17 protein-coding genes are annotated in these 17,193 nt (G+C 37.6%); 4 read left to right on the top strand and 13 right to left on the bottom strand.

Features of this window, described 5'->3' with window-relative positions; translation table 11 throughout:
- Positions 1-25: 25 nt before the first annotated feature.
- Both ACY650_RS01570 and ACY650_RS01565 read right to left on the bottom strand, forming a co-directional pair.
- On the bottom strand, positions 26-667 hold the full coding sequence (locus tag ACY650_RS01570; RefSeq protein WP_462251062.1) for a CPBP family glutamic-type intramembrane protease: 642 nt from the start codon (positions 665-667) through the stop codon (positions 26-28).
- A 1-nt stretch (position 668) separates the two neighbouring features.
- Entirely contained in the window at positions 669-1,199 is a 531-nt protein-coding gene (locus ACY650_RS01565; protein WP_462251060.1) for a TrmH family RNA methyltransferase, read from the bottom strand.
- Between the two features lie 206 nt (positions 1,200-1,405).
- Between ACY650_RS01565 and ACY650_RS01560 the strand changes: the two genes are divergently transcribed.
- Positions 1,406-2,788, top strand: a complete 1,383-nt coding sequence (locus ACY650_RS01560; RefSeq protein ID WP_462251058.1) for a sensor histidine kinase — start codon at positions 1,406-1,408, stop codon at positions 2,786-2,788.
- A gap of 71 nt (positions 2,789-2,859) precedes the next feature.
- Here the strand turns inward: ACY650_RS01560 and ACY650_RS01555 are convergent, their stop codons facing one another.
- The 8 genes from ACY650_RS01555 to ACY650_RS01520 form a co-directional block, all read right to left on the bottom strand.
- Entirely contained in the window at positions 2,860-3,276 is a 417-nt protein-coding gene (locus tag ACY650_RS01555) for a BrxA/BrxB family bacilliredoxin (protein WP_462251056.1), read from the bottom strand.
- A gap of 26 nt (positions 3,277-3,302) precedes the next feature.
- Complete coding sequence (locus tag ACY650_RS01550) at positions 3,303-3,635, bottom strand: iron-sulfur cluster assembly protein (RefSeq protein WP_462251054.1); 333 nt, start codon at positions 3,633-3,635, stop codon at positions 3,303-3,305.
- A complete protein-coding gene (locus ACY650_RS01545; protein WP_462251052.1) occupies positions 3,632-4,063 on the bottom strand; it encodes a SufE family protein in 432 nt (143 codons plus the stop codon). The genes ACY650_RS01550 and ACY650_RS01545 overlap by 4 nt, the downstream gene beginning before the upstream one ends.
- Positions 4,063-5,301: an aminotransferase class V-fold PLP-dependent enzyme gene (locus ACY650_RS01540; protein ID WP_462251050.1), complete on the bottom strand. Its 1,239-nt coding sequence runs from the start codon at positions 5,299-5,301 to the stop codon at positions 4,063-4,065. Before ACY650_RS01540 ends, ACY650_RS01545 begins: the two co-directional genes overlap by 1 nt.
- Positions 5,301-6,476 carry a Fe-S cluster assembly protein SufD gene (gene sufD / locus ACY650_RS01535; RefSeq protein WP_462251048.1) on the bottom strand — a complete coding sequence of 392 codons (1,176 nt, stop codon included), beginning with the start codon at positions 6,474-6,476 and terminating at the stop codon, positions 5,301-5,303. The genes ACY650_RS01540 and sufD overlap by 1 nt, the downstream gene beginning before the upstream one ends.
- A gap of 2 nt (positions 6,477-6,478) precedes the next feature.
- On the bottom strand, positions 6,479-7,234 hold the full coding sequence (gene sufC, locus ACY650_RS01530) for a Fe-S cluster assembly ATPase SufC (protein WP_462251046.1): 756 nt from the start codon (positions 7,232-7,234) through the stop codon (positions 6,479-6,481).
- Between the two features lie 18 nt (positions 7,235-7,252).
- Positions 7,253-8,698, bottom strand: a complete 1,446-nt coding sequence (gene sufB, locus ACY650_RS01525; RefSeq protein WP_462251044.1) for a Fe-S cluster assembly protein SufB — start codon at positions 8,696-8,698, stop codon at positions 7,253-7,255.
- A gap of 99 nt (positions 8,699-8,797) precedes the next feature.
- Complete coding sequence (locus tag ACY650_RS01520) at positions 8,798-9,259, bottom strand: Lrp/AsnC ligand binding domain-containing protein (RefSeq protein ID WP_462251042.1); 462 nt, start codon at positions 9,257-9,259, stop codon at positions 8,798-8,800.
- Between the two features lie 405 nt (positions 9,260-9,664).
- On the opposite strand from ACY650_RS01520, the gene ACY650_RS01515 reads away from it, so the two are divergent.
- From ACY650_RS01515 to ACY650_RS01505, 3 genes are all read left to right on the top strand, one after another.
- Positions 9,665-11,353 carry an AMP-binding protein gene (locus ACY650_RS01515; protein WP_462251040.1) on the top strand — a complete coding sequence of 563 codons (1,689 nt, stop codon included), beginning with the start codon at positions 9,665-9,667 and terminating at the stop codon, positions 11,351-11,353.
- 2 nt (positions 11,354-11,355) lie between these two features.
- A complete protein-coding gene (locus ACY650_RS01510; RefSeq protein WP_462251038.1) occupies positions 11,356-12,240 on the top strand; it encodes a DUF3078 domain-containing protein in 885 nt (294 codons plus the stop codon).
- A gap of 82 nt (positions 12,241-12,322) precedes the next feature.
- Complete coding sequence (locus ACY650_RS01505) at positions 12,323-13,300, top strand: sterol desaturase family protein (protein ID WP_462251036.1); 978 nt, start codon at positions 12,323-12,325, stop codon at positions 13,298-13,300.
- Here the strand turns inward: ACY650_RS01505 and ACY650_RS01500 are convergent.
- From ACY650_RS01500 to ACY650_RS01490, 3 genes are read right to left on the bottom strand one after another with little or no spacing between them, the layout of a single operon-like run.
- Positions 13,297-14,184, bottom strand: coding sequence for a mechanosensitive ion channel family protein (locus tag ACY650_RS01500; RefSeq protein WP_462251034.1), 888 nt, complete (start codon positions 14,182-14,184; stop codon positions 13,297-13,299). The genes ACY650_RS01505 and ACY650_RS01500 overlap by 4 nt on opposite strands.
- Positions 14,185-14,242: 58 nt before the next feature.
- Positions 14,243-16,336, bottom strand: a complete 2,094-nt coding sequence (locus tag ACY650_RS01495; protein ID WP_462251032.1) for a helix-hairpin-helix domain-containing protein — start codon at positions 16,334-16,336, stop codon at positions 14,243-14,245.
- Entirely contained in the window at positions 16,336-17,142 is an 807-nt protein-coding gene (locus ACY650_RS01490; RefSeq protein ID WP_462251030.1) for a PorV/PorQ family protein, read from the bottom strand. Before ACY650_RS01490 ends, ACY650_RS01495 begins: the two co-directional genes overlap by 1 nt.
- Positions 17,143-17,193: the final 51 nt, after the last annotated feature.

The following is a 17,193-nucleotide window of genomic DNA, read 5'->3' as shown; positions in this document are numbered from 1 at the left end:
ATTTCGCTGACATCTAATTTAACTGCTACTGATTGATTAGAGGTCCAAATACTTCGAGAAATGGATCTTTATTGACCACTGTATAATAGAATATTGCTCCTAGCCATCCATGAAAAATTCCAAGAACGTACAAATTTCTCTCTTTCAAAAAGATATACGTATAGAATAATGATAGAAGGAAAGTCCCGATTATCAACCAGGTATATGGATAGTGAAGAAGCCCGAAAAGCACTGAGGTAAGAAGGATGATAGTTCGTGTATTTATCCTATTCATTGCTTGAATATTGCCAGCAACTAGTGACATCAATAGAAATTGTTGCAATATCCCAAACAATGGATAAACGAGAATAATGGGTACAATATGCCAGTGCATATTAATAGTGCCTTGTATAAAACCTATTAGAAAGCAAAGAGCTGTAGCTATTAAACCATAAGGCAATACCATATGAAGCACTTTGCTAAAATTATCAATTCTAAATCCCCATGTCTTTAGGATATTTGGATCATCCCTTAGTCTTTTAAATACATAGAACCCCCAGAATCCAAACATTAGAATTATAAAAAACAATCTCTGGTTGATTAGATCATAAAAGAGAAACTTACCAGCTGCAGTTACGGTTACGGCAGCAATTTCGAATTTTTGAATGCTATTATTGGCCTTGGTCATTTCATATGATATCGGTAGTAGCCAGTAGGTGATAGGTAACGATGCCGGCAGCCACTGAAACGTTCATAGAACTATTCTTACCAAGCATAGGAATGTGAAGACTTTCATGGCATAATTCAAGCAGTTCTTTGGAAACTCCTCTTCGTTCGTTACCAATTATTAGCATACAAGGGTCCTTTTTTGAATAGGTATTAAAAGCAATACTCTGGTTCGTATACTCTAAGGCAATGGGTTTAAACTTGGACCCTAAGTTTCTAACCTCATCTATTGAATCTAGTTGTTGGAAGTCGATATGATCAGTCGTTTGCCTTGATATCCTCTCGATTTTGTTCGCGTTATCTTCAAGATTCATTTTATATCCATATATCGAGACAATTCTACTCGCATCGGCTAAACGGAATAAAGCTCCCACATTCCGAATATCTTCAAGTCCATCAAGTAGAAATATTATTGGGCTGGGCTCACTTTTGAACTTCTTAATCCTTAATTCCGGATCAGGATTAATCTCTTGAAATGTTAATGGATATTCCATTTTTTACGTACTAAATAGATGAAAGTCTAAATAATCAATAATAACTAACTTTTAGATTAAAATCCTAATCGAGATATTTTTGGATTATTATTTGATCAACCGATTGGATTAAAGTCGCCTTTTGATGATTCAGTTAACTAAAAGCTTGTTTGTAATTAACTTTAGTATTTCATTATGTTCTGATCTACTTGCAATATGATAGTTTGATGCGAAGCCTTTGGAGAAAAATATCAAATGTTGGTCTTACAAATAGACTTGATACTCTTGATACAAGGGCAGATAGGTTAAGTAATCAAATTAACCTTGTACTTATTGCAATAATGACACTTCTTAATATAGTGACTGGGATAGATGTTGTTGTCAAAGAATTATCATATAACCTTTATGCGTCACGATTATTAATACTAGAAGCAGTATTGTTCTTTAATATTTTAATGGCTCGAAAAGGAAAATTCAGGGTGGTCAAACTTTCCTTGATATTTCTGCCAGTATTAACATTAATTATAATCCCAACTCTTTTGGGATACGTTCAAACTTCAAGTTTTTTCTACTATCATATTGTTGTTATCGGTTTGAGTCTGGCTCCTGTAGCGTTGCTTAACCCATTGCGAGAGTGGAAGTTTTATGCCATTTCAGTGGGGTATTTTTTTCTAATAATGTTGTTTCTCGATAATCTAATGATAGATATGTCTAATTCTGAAGAAGAAGTTAAAGAACTAATTGGCTATTTCAGGATTTACTATAAGATTATCCCATTGAGCATATTTTGTTTTGTTCAGCTTGCACTTTTCTACTTAAGTAGAATGAGTATAGAGTATGAAAAAGCACTTACGAATTCTAACGAAGAGCTCAAATTAAAAGTGGATCAATTAGAAAAGATGCAAGTTCATTTGGTGCAAAATGAAAAAATGATTTCGTTAGGAACTATGGTTGCAGGTGTTGCTCATGAAATTAATAATCCACTCAATTTCATTAAAGGAGGACTTGATATATTGAACAATGAGTTAACTAAGGGCTCGAAAATAACACCATCTGTTGAAAAGAGTTTAGACGTTATTGGAGTGGGAATTGAAAGGTCTTCAAGAATTGTTTCTTCCATGAAGTCATTTTCCTATAAGCAATCAATGAAGAAAGAGGCTGTTTCACTCAATGATTTAATTGACGATTGTCTTCTTCTATTGAGTACTAAAATCACTGATGACATAGTAATTGAAAAGCAATATAAATTGAATATGACAGTGCCAGCCTTTAAGGAGAAAGTCTTACAAGTAGTTATTAATCTAGTCGATAATGCTATCTATGAGACGAGTAAAATGAATTTTGGTCATAGGCTTATATCTATTATTACTGAAGAACATAGATCTGGAAATAAATCATGGGCTAAGGTTTCCATTTACAACACAGGAAATCAGATACCTGAGAGTATTTTATCGCAAATTTTTGATCCATTTTTTACAACCAAAGATCCTGGAGAAGGTACAGGGCTTGGACTATCTATTAGTCACAGTAACATTACATCGCACAATGGAAATATTACTGCTAATAATGTTAAAGATGGTGTTGAGATCTCGTTTGAACTTCCATGCTAGGATAAAGCTATTTCAAACAAAAAAACCCTCATCCGAGATACGAATGAGGGTTTGTTAATTTTAATCTTAAGCTAGCAGAACTCAGTGTAAACCTGCTCTAAGTGATCTGCAATCATCTCAGCAGAGCGGCCTTCAATGTGGTGTCTTTCTACCATATGAGCAAGCTCACCATCTTTGAACAAGGCTATCGCAGGCGAAGATGGAGGAAATGGTAATGTGAATTCACGAGCTTTTTGAGTCGCGTCAAGATCAAAGCCAGCAAATACAGTTGTTAGATTATCAGGTTTTTTATTTGACTGCTCTAGTGATTGAAGCACGCCTGGTCTACATGTTCCAGCTGCACATCCACAAACAGAATTGATCACTAAAAGGGATGTTCCTTTGTGATCAGTCAAATGATTTTCTACTGCCTCGGCAGTCGTTAACTCCTCAAAACCATTTTGAGTAAGTTGAGCTTTCATCGGTGCTACTAATTCCGCAGGGTACATATCGTATTGTTTTTTGTTTTTATTAATTACATAAAACCTAGCTCCAGCTTTGCTTCTTCAGACATCATGTCTGTAGCATAAGGAGGATCAAAGGTCAATTCTATATTTACATCGTTAACTCCTTCTACCGCTTTCACATTCATTTCAATTTCACTTGGAATACTCTCTGCTGCAGGGCAGGAGGGGGACGTCAACGTCATTACTATCTCCACATTGTTTATGGGAAGAATATTAATTTCATATATCAGGCCTAGCTCATATACATCTACAGGAATCTCAGGATCATAAACACCCTTGATTGCTCTGATAATGTCTTCTTTCAGCGCTAGTGTATCGTTATTTGAATTCGTTTCGCTCATGATTCTTGTTTTGCTGTTAAAGCCAGCGCATACATTTTCATTTGCTTTATCATCGCTGCAAATCCATTCGATCTTTGCGTTCCGATGAAGCGATCCATTCCTATCTGTGTTGGAAAATAGATCTCTGCATTCATAACATCTTGTGGTGCAGATTGATTCAATGTTCTCACCAAAAGACTTACCAATCCTTTGGTAATTGCTGTATTTGAATCTGCCTTAAATTGAACACGATCATTGTCTAGCGATGCAGTCATCCAAACTTTGGATTGGCAACCCTTTACAATGTTATCATCGATTCGTGCTTCTTCTGGTAATTCATCAAGTTCAGCCCCTAATTCCATGATGTAATCCAAGGTCATCTCCATATCACCATCTAACATGGAGAATTCTTCAATTATCTCTTCTTGGCGCTGTTTGATTGAATCCATTAGTTAAATCGTTCAGCTATATTTTTCAATGCTTCACAAAAAGTATCTATTTCTTCTTTGGTGTTGTAAACCGCAAAAGAAGCCCTTACGGTACCATCTATCTCAAGAAAGTCCATTAATGGCTGAGTGCAGTGATGTCCAGTTCTTACTGCAATTCCTTTGACATCCAATAATTGACCTAGGTCATATGGGTGTACATTTTTGACAAGAAAAGAAATTACACTGGCCTTTTTCTTGGCCGTCCCGATAGGAATAAAACCTGGCACCAATTCTAATTTCGCATTTGCATATTCAAGCAATTCATTTTCATATGCTTGAATGTTTTCATGCCCTAGTTCATCTATAAAGTCCATAGCATATTTGAAGGCAATTACTTCTCCAATGTTTGGTGTGCCTGCTTCGAACTTATAAGGGATGTCATTGTATGTTGTGCCGTTAAAAGAAACATCTTTGATCATCTCTCCTCCGCCCTGATATGGCGGCATAGCCTCCAATAAATCTCGTCTGCCGTATAGAACGCCAACACCTGTTGGGCCATACATTTTATGACTGGACAAAGCAAGGAAATCACAGTTTAGCGCTTGTACATCTATTTTAACATGCGGCGCAGCTTGTGCAGCATCAATTAAAGTGGTCGCACCATTTTCAATAGCCAGTGCTATAATCTCTTTTACAGGATTGATTGTACCTAATGAATTGGATATGTAGTTGACAGCAACAAGCTTGGTTTTATTGCTCAACAATTTTTTGAATTCATCCATGATGATATCACCATGCTCATCGATGGGAATCACCTTAATTGAAGCACCGGCTCTTTCTGCTGCTAGCTGCCATGGTACAATGTTGGAATGATGTTCTAATTGGGATATTAATATTTCATCACCTTCTTTCAGAAACTTAGTTCCCCATGAATGGGCGACAAGGTTGATACTTTCCGTAGTACCTTTTGTTAAAATTATCTCATCAGCTTCTGCCGAGTTTATAAACTTATGAACTCGTTCTCTTGTGGCCTCAAAATCTTTAGTGGAGCGCTCTGCCAGCGTATGAATTCCTCGGTGAATATTGGCATGATCCTTCTCATAAAATTTCACAAGGGCATCAACTACACTCTTTGCTGTTTGCGAAGAAGCTGCATTATCGAAATAGATCAAAGGCTTACCATTAACCTCCTGGTCAAGAACTGGAAATTGATCCCTGATCTTCTGAATATCCAAAGACGTAGTTGCTGAAACTGCCATTAGACTAGTTTTTGGTCAATCAACGATTGAATTTCATTTCTCACCGACTCCACTTTCACGTGCTCCAAGGTCTCACCAGCGAATGCATTTAGTATCATCGCTTTTGCGCTTTTCTCATTTACTCCTCTTGCTCTGAGATAAAATATTGCATCTTCATCCAACTGTCCAGAAGTACATCCATGCGAGCATTTTACATCATCCGCCCAAATCTCCAATTGAGGTTTGGTGTGTAGTGTGGCATCCTCTGAGAGTAGGATGTTATTGTTCGACTGGAAGGCATTCGTCTTCTGCGCATCTTGTCTTACGTAAATTTTCCCATTAAATACACCAGTCGATTTTTCATCTAGGATGCCTTTATACAGTTCATTGCTATATGAATTTGGCATTTTATGATCAACAGAAGTGTTGTTATCTACGTGTGACTTTTTATCCAAAAGGAATAAACCATACATGTAACCTTCGCAATTCTCATCCTCCAGATTAATGGTGAGGTTATTTCTAATTAAGCCTCCTTCAAATGAAAAGGTGTTATTGTAGAAATGGGAATCTCTTTCAACATGCGCGATGACTGTTTCATGGCTAAAAGTAGATGCATTATAATTCTGCACTTTGGTGTGGTAGCCAAATGCATTTTTACCTACAGCGAATTCAATGTAAGAATTAGTGAAAGTATTACTGTTCTCAGGAGTAATTAACTTCTCGACTACTTGAAATGTATGTCCATCTTTGACCGTTACCTTAATTCTTGGATTAGAAATGCCATTTGAATTGAAGTGATAAACAAACACTGGCTCGTTGTATCCGGATTCTAAATGAATCTCTTCTTTCGCATATGCTGCATTAAGAAGACTAAATGGATCATGTTTCCCTTCACTCACTTCTGATATCTGCATAGTAAGTTTATCAGAAATGTTTGAATGTTCTTTAGCAAGCGATCCGTTTATAAATACCAAATGACTTCCTTCTTCTTGATAAAGTTTGTTAGAAGTAAAATTGTCATCTGCCTTTGACTCAAACTTGATGTTTTTTTCTAGCAAGGAAGTAATCTGAGTAAACTTGTATGCTTCAGATTTCTTATGAGGTAAGCCTACCTCTTTTAGCATTTTAAGAGCATCTTCTTGAGTGGAATTGCCCGAAAATTGCTCTGCTAGATTTTCCAATATGGTTGACTCCATGATCATACAGCAGCTACTTCTTCTTTAATCCAATCGTATCCTTTTTCCTCTAATTCTAGAGCTAAGCTTTTATCTCCAGATTTCACAATTCTTCCTTTGTAAAGAACATGTACATAATCCGGAACAATGTAATCAAGCAGTCTTTGGTAGTGAGTAACTACAATCGTCGCAGTTTGATCACTTTTCAGCTTATTTACTCCGTCAGCAACAATCTTTAACGCGTCAATATCTAATCCAGAATCTGTTTCATCTAGAATAGAAAGTTTAGGCTCAAGCATTGCCATCTGAAAAATTTCGTTTCGCTTTTTTTCTCCACCAGAGAATCCTTCGTTTAATGAACGGCTTAGCAATGCCTGATCGATGTCTACTAACTTCATTTTTTCTTTCATCAACTTCAAGAAGTTGACGGCATCCAATGCCTTTTCACCTCTTGCCTCACGAACCTGATTCAAGGCAGTTTTCAAAAAATTAGTTGTAGAAACTCCTGGTATTTCTACCGGGTATTGAAAAGCTAGAAAGATCCCTTTTTGTGCACGTTCCTCAGGGCTTAACTCAAGTAAATTCTCATTTTGAAAAGTCACAGAACCACCTGTTACGTCATAGTCTTCACGGCCTGCCAAAACAGAGGCAAGTGTACTCTTACCGGAACCGTTTGGCCCCATAATGGCATGAACTTCGCCAGCTTTAACTTCTAGGTCGATACCCTTCAATATTTCCTTGTCCTCAACAGAGGCTTGTAAATTTTTAATTGAAATCATACGTTTTTCTTGAGTTGATTATCCCACACTTCCCTCTAGGGTCAATGCCAATAGTTTTTGTGCTTCTACAGCAAACTCCATTGGGAGTTTATTCATTACTTCCTTCGCAAAACCATTTACGATTAATGCTACGGCAGATTCTTCATCAATTCCTCTTTGTTGGCAGTAGAAGATTTGATCTTCACCAATCTTGGAGGTCGTTGCTTCATGCTCGATTTGAGCTGACTTATTTTTTATATCGATATATGGGAAAGTGTGAGCTCCACACTTATCACCCATCAGTAAGGAATCACATTGAGAAAAGTTTCTAGCCCCATCCGCGCGTTTCATTACTTCCACTTGTCCTCGATAGCTATTTTGAGACTTACCAGCTGATATTCCTTTGGATACGATTCTTGATCGCGTGTTTTTACCGATATGAACCATTTTAGTACCTGTATCGGCTTGCTGGAAGTTATTGGTTACTGCAACTGAGTAGAATTCTCCAACGGAATTGTCTCCTTTCAAAATACAAGAAGGGTACTTCCAGGTAACAGCCGATCCTGTTTCAACCTGTGTCCATGAGATTTTTGAATTATCGCCTGCACATATACCTCTTTTGGTAACGAAATTGTAGATTCCACCTTTTCCGTTTTTATCTCCAGGATACCAGTTTTGGACAGTTGAATACTTTACTTCTGCATTTTTAGCAGCGTATATTTCCACAACTGCAGCATGAAGCTGATTCTCATCTCTTTGAGGAGCAGTGCAACCTTCTAGATAGCTTACATAGCTTTCATCTTCAGCTACAATTAATGTTCTTTCGAACTGACCAGTATTTGCAGCATTGATTCTGAAATAAGTAGATAGCTCCATTGGACATCTTACACCTTTCGGTATGTAGCAGAATGATCCATCTGAGAATACCGCAGAATTTAACGCAGCAAAGTAGTTGTCATTTGCAGGTACTACTGAACCCAAATATTTTTTCACCAATTCAGGGTGCTCCTGAACCGCTTCGCTAAATGAGCTGAAAATTACCCCAAGCTCAGAAAGTTTCTCTTTAAAAGTAGTTGCTACAGAAACTGAGTCAATTACTGCATCTACGGCTACACCGGTCAATCTTTTTTGCTCTTGAAGCGATATGCCCAATCTTTCGAAAGTCTTCAATAACTCAGGATCTACCTCATCCAGACTTTTAGGTTTTTTGTCTTGCTTGGGTGCAGAATAGTATCTTATTGCCTGATAATCAACTTTTGGATAGTTGACATTGGCCCAATTAGGCTCTGTCATTTTCTTCCATTGATTAAAAGCTTTTAATCTCCAATCGAGTAACCACTGAGGTTCTTCTTTTTTTGCTGATATGAAACGAATGATGTCCTCATTGATACCAAGAGGAGCTTCGTCTGCTTCGAAATCAACAGACCAACCATGCTCATATTCTTTGGAGGTAAATTCTTCTAATATTTGATCGTCCGTGCTCATTTATTATGCTTCGTTTCGGTGTGCAAAGATACACCTTATTTATAGCAATTCTAAATAAGAACAAGGAACTTAAAAGAAGGTTCACTTCAAGACACTTTTTTAAAAAATGAGGTGCTTGTTTACACTTTCTTCAAGTGAGATAAATGTCTCTGTACTTTCTATACCGTCCACTTTTTGAATTTTATCGTGCAGAACATCTTTAAGGTGAGTGGTACCCTTACAATAAATTTTGCAAAAGATATTGTAATCACCTGTAGTGTATCTAATGGTGGCTATTTCAGGAATTTCTTTTAGCTCACTTACAACTTTATCATACAATGAGCTTTTTTCTAAATAGATACCAAGAAAACAGGTAACGTCATAGCCAAGTTTTTCATAGTCGATAATGAGCGTTGTTCCTTTCACGATTCCCATCTCCTCTAGCTTTTTCATTCTCACATGAACAGTGCCCCCTGATACAAATACTTTTTTAGCAACTTCTGTATAAGGCATTTTGGCATCTTGAGAGAGGATATTCAAGATTTTAAGGTCTACGTTATCAATCTCGTAATTTTTACTCATAATAAGTGGTGTTAATTTTCATTATTTCAAATTATCAATATATTAATTGAATGAAATGTATTTATTCAGCTAATTTATTGAATTATTTTCAATAAAAGTATGCTTAGTCTAAATTTGAACTATCAAACACACTGTAGAGTGGTGAAACTGGCAGACATGCCCTCCTCTCTCGGGGGTGGAGATAAGGGATAAATCCCGGTAAGTTCTCTCTCGGTAAATAGCCGTGAGAGAACGTCTGGGGCTAACTGCTCCGTGGAGGTTCGAATCCTCCCTCTACAGCTTTGGGTTAATGTTGTTTATTTTAGGTCTTGGTAGGGGTGCCAAGGCCTTTTTTATGATCTAATTCTTTGACGGTAATAAGCATACCTTATCTTTAACAGCTTTTTAAAATCAACAAGCCCAAATATGAAGAAACAACCATGGCATGCCAGCTACCCTGAGGGTGTTAGCCTTGAAATTAATCCAGATAGTTATAGCTCTCTTTCTGAAATGGTTGATGAGCGAATTGAAAAATACGGAGACATTATTGCCTTCGAAAATATGGGGAAGGAATTATCCTTCAATGAACTGGGGCAGTACGTAGATCAAATTGCATCTTATCTTCAAAATCATACGAACCTTAAAAAAGGTGACAGAGTAGCTATCCAAATGCCGAACCTGCTACAGTATCCTGTGATATTGTATGGAATTTTAAAAGCGGGAATGGTTGTTGTCAATACAAATCCTTTATACACGCCAAGTGAAATGTTGCATCAATTCAATGATTCAGGCGCAAAAGCCGTGTTCATTGTAGAGAATTTCGCATCCAATCTGGAAGAAATACTTAAAGAAACTCAAATAGAAACTGTTGTCGTAACCAAGATTGGCGATATGATCGGCGGTCTAAAAGGTGGCATTGTGAATTTTGTAGTTAAGAATGTTAAGAAGATGGTTCCTTCTTACAATCTACCTGATGCTGTTTCGTTAAAAGACGCTTTAAAGTTGGGCGCTGAGAAAGCTCCATCAAAAGTTGACATAGAAAGTTCAGAACTTGCATTTCTTCAGTATACGGGTGGTACGACTGGTGTTTCAAAGGGCGCTATGCTGACACACCGGAATGTGATTGCAAACATGGAGCAGGTATGCGAATGGATGCTTCATGGTGGACTTGAGGAGGCAAAAGAAATTTTCATTACAGCGCTTCCGATGTATCATATTTTTGCGTTGACCTGCAATGCATTGATGACAGTAAGAATTGGTGCAAGAAATGTATTGGTTACAAACCCACGTGACATGAAGGCCTTCTTGAAAGATTTGGGAAGACATCAATGGACAATTCTAACCGGAGTAAATACATTATTTAATGGGTTGTTAAATCAACCGTCATTCAAGGACCTTGATTTTTCTAAGGTTAAGTTCTCCTTCGCTGGAGGAATGGCTCTTCAGAAGTTTGTGGCAGATAAATGGATGGAAGTTACAGGAACCCCTGTTTCAGAAGGATACGGCCTGACTGAAACCTCTCCAGTTCTAACTGCAAATCCATTAAGAAAAGATGCTGAAACTGGATTTATTGGTATGCCCATTCCGAGTACAGAGGTTGTGATTTTAGACGATGACGGAAAAGAAGTAAAAGCTGGGGAAAGAGGGGAGCTGTGTGCAAAAGGTCCTCAGGTTTTTCAAGGATATTGGAATCGCCCAGAGGAAACTAAAAATTGCTTTAATAAAGAGTGGTTTCAAACTGGAGACATTGCAGTAATGAATGATGCCGGCTTCTTTAAAATAGTTGATAGAAAGAAGGAAATGATCTTAGTTTCAGGGTTTAATGTGTATCCAAATGAAATTGAGGATTGCATTGCATTGAATGAAAAAGTACTAGAAGTTGGAGCAATTGGCGTTCCAGACAAGAAGTCTACGGAGGCAGTTAAAGTTTATATTGTAAAAGGAGATCCAAGCCTAACTGAGGAAGAAGTGCTTGAACATTGCAAGGAAAATCTAACTGGGTATAAACGTCCAAAATACATTGCATTTACAGATGAACTGCCAAAGTCCAATGTTGGCAAAATTCTAAGAAGAATTCTTAAGGAAAACGATTTAAAAACAAATACATACGATTAAAAATGAAAGTAACATTTACCGCCTTATCGCTTTTGTTCAGTGCGGCATTATTTGCTCAAACAACAGCTCCGGCTGACACATCTTACTGGAGAATTGGAGGGACCAGCTCATTGACCTTCTCACAGGTTTCATTGACTAACTGGGCTGCCGGAGGTCAAAATTCAGTGGCTATTAATTCTAATTTAAGCATTTTCGCCAATCGTGTAAAAGGAAGAGGTAAATGGGAGAATTCAATGGACCTTGCCTACGGCTTAATTAAGCAAGGTGAAGGAAGCTTCATAAAATCTGATGATCTAATAAATATTGTGACTAAATATGGCTATCAGATTGATAAGGAAAATGGAAAATGGTATTACAGCGCATTGCTAGATTTCAGATCTCAATTTTGGGAAGGCTTAGATGCAGAAACCAACCAGATCAAAATATCTGATTTTCTTGCTCCAGGATACATTACCATTGCGCTCGGTATTTCTTACGATCCTAACGATAAACTAAGCTTTAGTTACTCTCCACTGACAGGTAAATTCACCATAGTTACAGATCAGGAATTGGCTGATGCAGGAGCATATGGAGTTGATCCTGGGAGTAAGTCAAGAGCTGAATTTGGTTCTTTCTTTCGTGCAAAGTATAAGAATGACGTTTTTGAAAGTAAGCTAGAACTCTTCACCGGATATACTGAAAGTGTAGGAGAGATTGACGTAAACTGGCAAAATGCATTAGTATTACCAATCACCAAAGTGTTGTCAACAAACCTCTACACGCAATTGATATATGATAAGGATATTTTGATTGCAGACGATGAAGGTAACTTGGATGATAGGGTACAATTCAAAAATGTATTAGGAATTGGACTTACTTACCAATTTGGCCAACAAAAAGCGGAATAAATAGATTATATATATAGTTGAGGATACTTAAGATTTTATCGTATCCTTGCTAGCAGTTAGCTTAACCTTATAATAGAGAGATATGCCAGAGTTTAATGTAGGGGATAATATGATTTATATATTCCCGATCCTTCTTGCCTTCATGGTAGTAGAATTTTTAGTCGCTAAGCACGATTATGAGTTGAAGGATTCACTAGCGGGATTTGGAATTGCATTAGGTGCAGCCTTTATTTCATTTTTCACGAAAGCTTTTACAGTAGCAGTAATATTCACAGGAGTGTTTAACTTTTTTGAACCTCTAAGAGCTGAGTATTTAAACTATACAACCATCGGTTGGGCTTGGTGGGCTTGGGTGCTTGCAATTGTAGCTGATGATTTTAATTTCTATTGGCACCATAGATGGAGTCATACGGTTCGTCTTCTATGGGCAGCGCATGTGCCGCATCATTCCTCCAAGAATTTCAATCTGGCGGTAAGTATTAGAAATGGATGGTTTATTACTTTCTATAAACCTATCTTCTGGCTTTGGATGGCTGCTATTGGCTTCGAACCAATCATGATAGGATCGGCGCTAATTATAAATGCAACTTACCAGTATTTCTTGCACACCAAGCTGATTGGATCATTGGGATTCTTAGGGAAGATCTTTAATAATCCACATGTACATGCAGTTCACCATTCCAGTAATATTGAATACTTAGATAAGAATCACGGTGGAATACTTCTAATCTGGGATCATATTTTTGGTACCTGGCAGAATACAATAGATGGAGTCAATCCACACTATGGCATTTTAAAGAGCCCGGATACCTATAACCCTATTAAGCTCAACACGCACATTTTTGTTGATATTTTCAATGATGTGAAGAAGGCGAAGAGTTTTAAAGAAGCTTTTATGTACATCTTTGGCCCTCCGGGATGGAGCCCTGACAATAGCTCTCTTACGGCCAAGCAGATTCAGAAACTTTACTATGCTGGTGAGATATCATCAGATGCCCTTTTTGAAGGCATCAATGTTAGTGAGGCTCAGAAAGGCGACCCGTCTGAAAAGGCTGCTTAGGTAGTAGGTTGAGACTTTATATGGATATCACGTTGAGGGAATGGAATTTCTATTCCCTTTTCTTTTAGCTTTTCAAAAATCGAGAAGTATAATTCGCTCTTCAATTTCCTGGGTTTATCTGTGTATGTAGATGTCCATATTGCTAACGTGAAGTTCAAGGAGCTATCTCCAAATTCATCAAAAAATACATGAGGAGCAGGAGTTTTAAGTACATGCTCATTTTCTCTTGCCACATCTAAAAGTACATTTCGTACTTCTACAGGATCCTCTTGGTAGCTAACACCTACGGGTATATCAAATCTAATATTTCTGTCATTATGACTCCAATTGATTACCCGTGACGAGATAAATTCTGAGTTCGGAACTATGATTGATACGTTTTCATTTGTTAGTATGGTTGTAGCTCTTACTGATATGTTTATCACATCGCCTTCGGTATCACCAACCACTATTCTATCTCCGACTTTGATCGGTTTTTCAAATAGAATGATAATTCCGGAAATGAAATTATCCGTAATGTTCTGAAGTCCAAAACCAATGCCAACTCCCAATGCACCGGCGAGTAGGCTGAGTGAGCTCATGTCTATACCCGCACTTTGGATGATGAAAATAGAGCCGATGAACATGATCATAACTCGCGAAATCAAGCCAATTGAATTCCTAGCTCCCTTGTCCATATTGGCTTTCACCAAAATTTGATTAACCAAAAGGCTTTTAAAGCGCCTCGCGATATAATTCAAGATTATGAAGCCTATAATGAAATATAGGATCGTGCCCAGCGTGATGTTGCTATCTCCTAGTTTGAATAAGTTGGTGGTAAATAGCTCACCAACTTTTGAAAGAAATGCAATGATCTTATCCCAAATGTTATGTAATGACTCCATGATAGTAGTTATAAAGTAAACCTAGCTCAGAAGAAGGAGAAAAGAAATTCAGTGTCATTCAAAACTTGACTCTTAGCATTGCCTTTACTTCAGTAGCAGTCGGTCCAAATGATTTATTTAATCCAGACCCAGTGGAATCTCTATCTCTAAATCTAAAACGGGCGTACCTTAACCAAATTGAGATATTCTTGACTGGATCGTACCTAGCCATTATGTAGCTTCTTGTGCCTAAACCATTGTATGCTGGAATTGAAAAAGCATATAAGACATCGCTTTCATAGGTGTATTGGGCATTGTCAAAATCATCTGTGTCGAACAATGCCATTCGAGTATTGAATTTTAACCTCCAAACGCTAAAGTTGACATCCTGTATGATCGTAAATCCTTTTGTAGACCTTTCATTTTCATATTGGGTGCTCCATTGAACTTTAGTCTTGAGTTTTATGGATCGACTTGCTGTAAAATCAATGTTGAACAAGTAGTTCCATTTAGTTTTATCAGCTAGAATATTCAGGTTGCCTAAAGGAACTGTTTCCTGTTTTTTTTGCTGACGAATTTGAATGTATAGCGTCGATGATCTTCTAGGAACATATGAATACCTTATCAACCATTCCTGACCAATCGAAGGTGCCTCAGTTTTAAATTTTAGCCATGGGAATTGGAAGCGATCATAGTAAGCATTGATCCTATGTCTTCGATTGGGACGAATTGATAACCCCCAATAGGTGCCTTTCTCATTGATATTTCTGGAGTTTTCAGAAAATGAATTTCCATAAAATGTGTGGAAGTTACGATTGTAGTTTCGGTGGACTAAAGCCATATCTACTTTCCTTGATAAACTTGTAACAAGACCTCCAACAGCTCCGACTCCTCCACTTTTTGAACGAGCTGCTTCACCAAAGAAGGTGAAATTTTGCCAGGAGTAATGTCCGAAAATAGATGCTATATAGTTGATGTTTCCTTTGAATTCAAATTGATTGTAGTTGTTGGGTTTTCTTTGCTGGGGCTGACTAAATCCACTTTTTAAGCCAGAGACTCCTATTGCAAGTCTCCTATGAGGAGAATATTGAAAAACTGCTCCTAAAGACTCTTCAACAACTTGTTTTCTCGAACTAAGCTCTTTGGGTGTTCTATGAAACCCTGTTTTCTGTATCGAATTGACAAATTCTTCGAAATCCGATTGAGTGGAATCTGATTGAATATTTCCATCCTGCTTAAGGTTTGAATAGAAAATCGTAAACTCAAAGTCTCCTTTTGATTTGGTTATGCCAATACCTCTAAAAAAGCCAGATTCAAGAACTGAAGTATATGGTCTAATTCCTAAGGTATTTCTTTTGACAGTGTTGACTGTTTCTGCACCCTTTCCAGCATTAAAGCCTGCTCCAAAAACAACTCCCTGACCAATCTGCATTTGGAAATCCCCAAGCATTATCTTCTTGAAACCATACTTATTTTCCAGTAATAGGTGATAGGAGTAAAAATCAAATCCTGTTTTGCCATTATCAGTACCAAAACGTTCTCCTTCATCTTTTTCGAATGTAAAGCCTATGCTAAAGTCATTTCTGTGCTGCGTTCTAAATCGACCATAGATTTTGCCGGGGCTTCCTTGGTATCTTGAAGGTTTGGAGATTACAGTATCAATTGCATTAGCTCCATTGCTTAAGAAAGTGGTATCTATTGGAACTGCCGATGTATAACCAACTTGTTTTTCAACTCTTCGAGTATAGCGAATGAGTAAGTAATTATTTTCCTCAGTCAAAACTCTCTTTAGAAATGGGCGATTATCGTGGAAGCTCTCTTTTACTGAAATAAAAGGAAGTAACAAGCGAATGGTTTTTAGATCGAACTCCGGTATGGCCTGAAGCTCATTGATTGATAAAAATGAGCCAAATTGGTCTCGATACTCAAAGAAGTTAGATACTTGAGCTGGGTTTAATATGTACAATGAGGCTAACTCCTCTGGAGTGGCATTATTTAAATTGATCTTATCATTATAGTATAGCAGCAGCGATTCATATATATCCTCGTATGAAACATCTTCATCTTGAATTTGGAATAAGCGCTCGGCAAAGGTTTCTAGCTCTATTTCTTCGTCTTGAGCGATTATACTACTGCTGATAAATATCAACACTGTTCCAACAAATTGCTTCATTACCTAGGAGTATATGCAATTGAAAAATCATGAATGCTTCCGAGTATTTCATCGCTGGAATACCCATAGTCAAACTTCAAATTCTTGGGATGTATCCCTATTCCGGCAGCTCCTATGAATGGATTCGTGCTTACCCCTGTTCTGACAAAAACATCTTTTATGAGTTGATATTCTATACCTGCTTTGAAGATTTCAACAAAATCCAGATCTTTTTCTACCTCTAGATTTAGCATTAGTTCATCACTAGGTCGATACGAAACCCCACCTTTCATTACAGTGGGAATATGCTCAGGTGACTCTAAGTCTAGCTTGGCCTGATTGAGATTGAAGATATGTGCTCCTAATGTTATTTCTGGAGTTACTGTCACGATGCCTCCCAGTTGTAAGGCTATTGATTTCTTGGTCCCGATTGATGATATATGGTATTGCAGCAAGTCAATTGCAACGGCTAGGCTGATCATTTGAATTTCATTACCGAATGCTAAGTGGAGGCGTTGCTCACTATAGATATCATCGCCAAACTTGTAGAATCCTAAACCTGCATTTCCTATTTCAGAAGCATAAATAGCTCCGGCACCTACCTCCTGAAACTGTTTAATTCCGTATCGGCTTTGATATGATACGAAAGCAGCGTGACTTTCAATCCTTCCTATGCCTCCAATGTTGTTGAATAAGCTGAATTCATCTCCCAGTGTAATGGAAGCACCAGCCATACCTGCATTTCTTCCACCTAAATTGAACGTGCCAATTTGAGCGTGCGAATGATGAATCAAGAAGAAAAAGATTGTAAGAGATAATACCTTCATGGCATAATGTCTGCACTGGTTGTTTTGTCCAATAATCGTAAATTGAATCTC

Origin of the sequence: Ekhidna sp., assembly GCF_963691765.1 — a bacterium.
GTDB lineage: Bacteria > Bacteroidota > Bacteroidia > Cytophagales > Cyclobacteriaceae > Ekhidna.
The sequence above is the reverse complement of the archived record's forward strand: the minus strand, read 5'-3'. Positions and strand labels throughout refer to the sequence as shown.